We start from the raw sequence: 3,274 nt of genomic DNA, 5'->3' as shown, positions 1-3,274 counted from the left end.
GTGCAGGGAGTCAAGAAAAAATTCCTATCGCGAAAAGCCGCGGGTTCGGAACCTGATCTCTCGAGTTCCGCGATTTTCGATACGCAGGGATTGAGCTATCATCTGATTCTGGCGTGGCTCACGCCTCCTCCCTCCGCCGGGAAAGCATCATCCATGCAGGGCTCTCTCATCACCGAACCAACTGTTCGAGCGCTTGGCATAAGGAGGGGTTGCGAAAACGGCTCGCACCAGGAGGTTTGTCATGAAGCTGTCCGCGCCCATCTATCATCTGAAGCGTCAAGCCAGGCTGTTGTCCCGCGAGGCCAAAATTCCGCTCCACGAAGCGCTTGACCGTGTTGCAGTACGGGAAGGCTTCGCCAGTTGGAGCCTGCTTGCGGCCAAGGCAGCCGGGGCGGCGCCTGCCGGCACACTGTTTGCGCAACTTGCGCCCGGCGATCTGGTCCTGGTGGGTGCACGACCCGGCCACGGCAAGACGCTGATGAGTCTCGAACTGGCAATCGAAGCCATGAAGTCCGGCAGTCGGGGCGTGTTCTTCACGCTGGAGTATACGCAGCGGGATGTGCTCGACCGATTTCGAGCCATCGGGGCAGACCCGGTGCAGTTCAACGACCGGTTCGTGTTCGACAATTCCGACGCCATCAGCGCCGACTACATCGTCAAGGCATTGGGCTCGGCGCCGCGCGGCACGCTGGTGGTGATCGACTACCTGCAACTGCTCGACCAAAAGCGGCAAAATCCGGAGCTGATGGCGCAGGTTCGCACGCTGAAAGCGTTTGCCGGCGACAGGGGATTGATCCTCGTCTTCATCTCGCAGATCGACCGGTCCTACGACCCGGCGCAGAAGCCGGTTCCCGATATCGGCGATGTGCGGTTGCCGAACCCTCTGGATCTGTCGCTGTTCAACAAGACCTGCTTCCTGAACAAGGGCGAGATCCGGTTCCACGCGGCAGGCTGACGATCGGGTCAGCCAAGCCTTCATTGGGCGGCTGCTACCAAGTTCAGCTCAACCGATGCCGGATTGTGCTGCGCGCGCAACGTTTCGGCCGCCTGGCGAACCACTTCGGATATAAGCATCAGCTGTTTGGCGATCGGGCTTGTCTTGCGCCAGATCATGCCGATCGTCCGCGACGGTTGGGGGTTGGCAAAGTGGGCGACAGACACCGCCGCCGAGCGCGTCTCCACCGGCACGGCCATTTCGGGAATCAAGGTGACGCCGACACCGGCGCCGACCATCTGCACCAGGGTCGACAGCGAGCTGCCGTCCAGCAACTCCCTTGGCCGCGCCGAATGCATGTTGCAGAACGACAGCGCCTGGTCGCGAAAACAATGGCCTTCCTCCAGCAGGAGCAGCCGCATCTCGCGCAGCATTTCGCGGTTGGGGACCGGCTTTCCCTCGTCCTCGCCGGGCCGGACCAGCACGAAGTTCTCGGCAAACAGCACGATTTCCGTCAGCGAGGGTTCCGACACCGGCAAGGCGACGATGGCCGCGTCAAGCCGGCCGTCGGCCAGTTCCTGGATCAGCTTTTGCGTTTGCGTTTCGCGCACGTGGATATCGAGCCCGTCATGCATGCGGGCGAGGTTGCCGATGATGGCAGGCAGGAGGTAGGGTGCGATCGTCGGGATCACGCCGATGCGCAACCGTCCCACCAGCCGGTCGCGCGAGGCGCGGGCCAGATCCGTCAGCTCATCCACCGAGCGCAGGATGTCGCGGACGCGCAAGGCGAATTCCTCGCCGAAATTGGTCAGCCGGACCTGGCGTGGGCCTCTTTGGAAAAGCTCCGTGCCCAGCGTTTCCTCCAACTCCCGGATCTGCACCGAGATGGCGGGCTGCGAGATCGAGCAGGCATCGGCGGCGCGGCCGAAATGATTGTGCCGGGCCAGCGCCTCGAAATAACGCAGCTGCTTCAGCGTCAGGTTTGTCATAATGTCATCTTATCGCTGCAATCAGGAAATCCAACTTAAATTAATCAAGCGGCTTTGCTATAGGAGTCGTAACGAAGATGAGGAGCAGCCGGGACCGCCTGGTGAGGCGCATGCCCGCAGCAACAGGACATCCAACATATTCGGTCGCGTATCGGGCTCAGGTCATCGCGCCAGCCATGAAACGGACCGCCTACAGGGACATTTTTGTGTCCCTGTTCACGCAGCAGTTGAACAGCTCAACACAGCCACGATCGGAGAGAAGAACATGGACGCACAGACCGATGATCCCAGTGCCGGCAAATGCCCCGTTGCGCACGGATCCTCCAGCAGGACGAACCGTGACTGGTGGCCGAACCAACTGGACCTTGGCGTTCTCCATCAGCAGTCGAACCTTTCGGACCCGATGGGCGAAGAGTTCGACTATGCCGAGGAATTCAAGTCGCTCGATCTCGATGCGGTGATCAAGGACCTGCACCAGGTGATGACGGATTCGCAGGATTGGTGGCCGGCCGACTTCGGCCATTACGGGCCGCTGTTCATCCGCATGGCCTGGCACAGTGCCGGCACCTACCGCATCGGCGACGGCCGTGGCGGCGCCGGGGCCGGCCAGCAGCGTTTTGCTCCGCTCAACAGCTGGCCGGACAATGCCAATCTCGACAAGGCGCGCCGGCTGCTGTGGCCGGTCAAGCAGAAATATGGGCGCAAGATCTCCTGGGCCGACCTGCTGATCCTCACCGGCAACGTCGCGCTGGAATCGATGGGCTTCAAGACCTTCGGTTTCGCTGGCGGCCGCGCCGACGTCTGGGAACCCGAACAGGACGTCGATTGGGGTTCGGAAACCAAGTGGCTCGACGACAAGCGCTACTCCGGCGACCGCGAACTCCAGGGCCATCTCGGCGCCGTCCAGATGGGACTGATCTATGTCAATCCGGAAGGGCCGAACGGCAAGCCGGATCCGCTGGCCTCGGCACGCGATATTCGCGAGACGTTCGGCCGCATGGCCATGAACGACGAGGAGACCGTGGCGCTGATCGCCGGCGGCCACACCTTCGGCAAAACCCACGGCGCCGGCGATGCCTCGCTTGTGGGTGCGGAGCCGGAAGGCGCCGGCATCGAGGCGCAGGGCCTCGGCTGGTCGAGCAAGCATGCCACGGGCATCGCCGGCGATGCCATCACCTCGGGCCTCGAGGTGACCTGGACCACGACGCCGACCAAGTGGAGCAACAACTTCTTCGACAATCTGTTCAACTTCGAATGGGAGCTGACCACGAGCCCGGCGGGCGCTCATCAGTGGACGCCGAAGGGCGGCGCCGGCGCCGGAACCGTGCCGGATGCCCACGATCCGTCCAAG

General features: G+C 62.5%; 3 protein-coding genes. 2 read left to right on the top strand and 1 reads right to left on the bottom strand.

Annotated features, from left to right (window positions below; genetic code table 11):
* Window positions 1-241: 241 nt before the first annotated feature.
* Window positions 242-955 carry a DNA helicase gene (locus EN994_RS23925; RefSeq protein WP_013530139.1) on the top strand — a complete coding sequence of 238 codons (714 nt, stop codon included), beginning with the start codon at window positions 242-244 and terminating at the stop codon, window positions 953-955.
* Window positions 956-975: 20 nt separating this feature from the next.
* On the opposite strand, the gene EN994_RS23920 is transcribed toward EN994_RS23925, so the two are convergent.
* Window positions 976-1,923, bottom strand: a complete 948-nt coding sequence (locus EN994_RS23920; protein WP_013530140.1) for a hydrogen peroxide-inducible genes activator — start codon at window positions 1,921-1,923, stop codon at window positions 976-978.
* 265 nt (window positions 1,924-2,188) lie between these two features.
* Between EN994_RS23920 and EN994_RS23915 the strand changes: the two genes are divergently transcribed.
* Window positions 2,189-3,274: peroxidase family protein (locus EN994_RS23915; RefSeq protein WP_348631685.1), on the top strand; the 1,086-nt coding region annotated here is incomplete at its 3' end.

The sequence above is a fragment of the Mesorhizobium sp. M7A.F.Ca.CA.002.09.1.1 genome, assembly GCF_003998555.1.
GTDB classification, from domain to species: domain Bacteria; phylum Pseudomonadota; class Alphaproteobacteria; order Rhizobiales; family Rhizobiaceae; genus Mesorhizobium; species Mesorhizobium ciceri.
The sequence above is the reverse complement of the archived record's forward strand: the minus strand, read 5'-3'. Positions and strand labels throughout refer to the sequence as shown.

Coding starts and splice junctions, on each gene's coding strand:
- EN994_RS23925 (WP_013530139.1), top strand. CDS start 242: ATGAAGCTGTCCGCGCCCATCTATCATCTGAAGCGTCAAGCCAGGCTG.
- EN994_RS23920 (WP_013530140.1), bottom strand. CDS start 1,923: ATGACAAACCTGACGCTGAAGCAGCTGCGTTATTTCGAGGCGCTGGCC.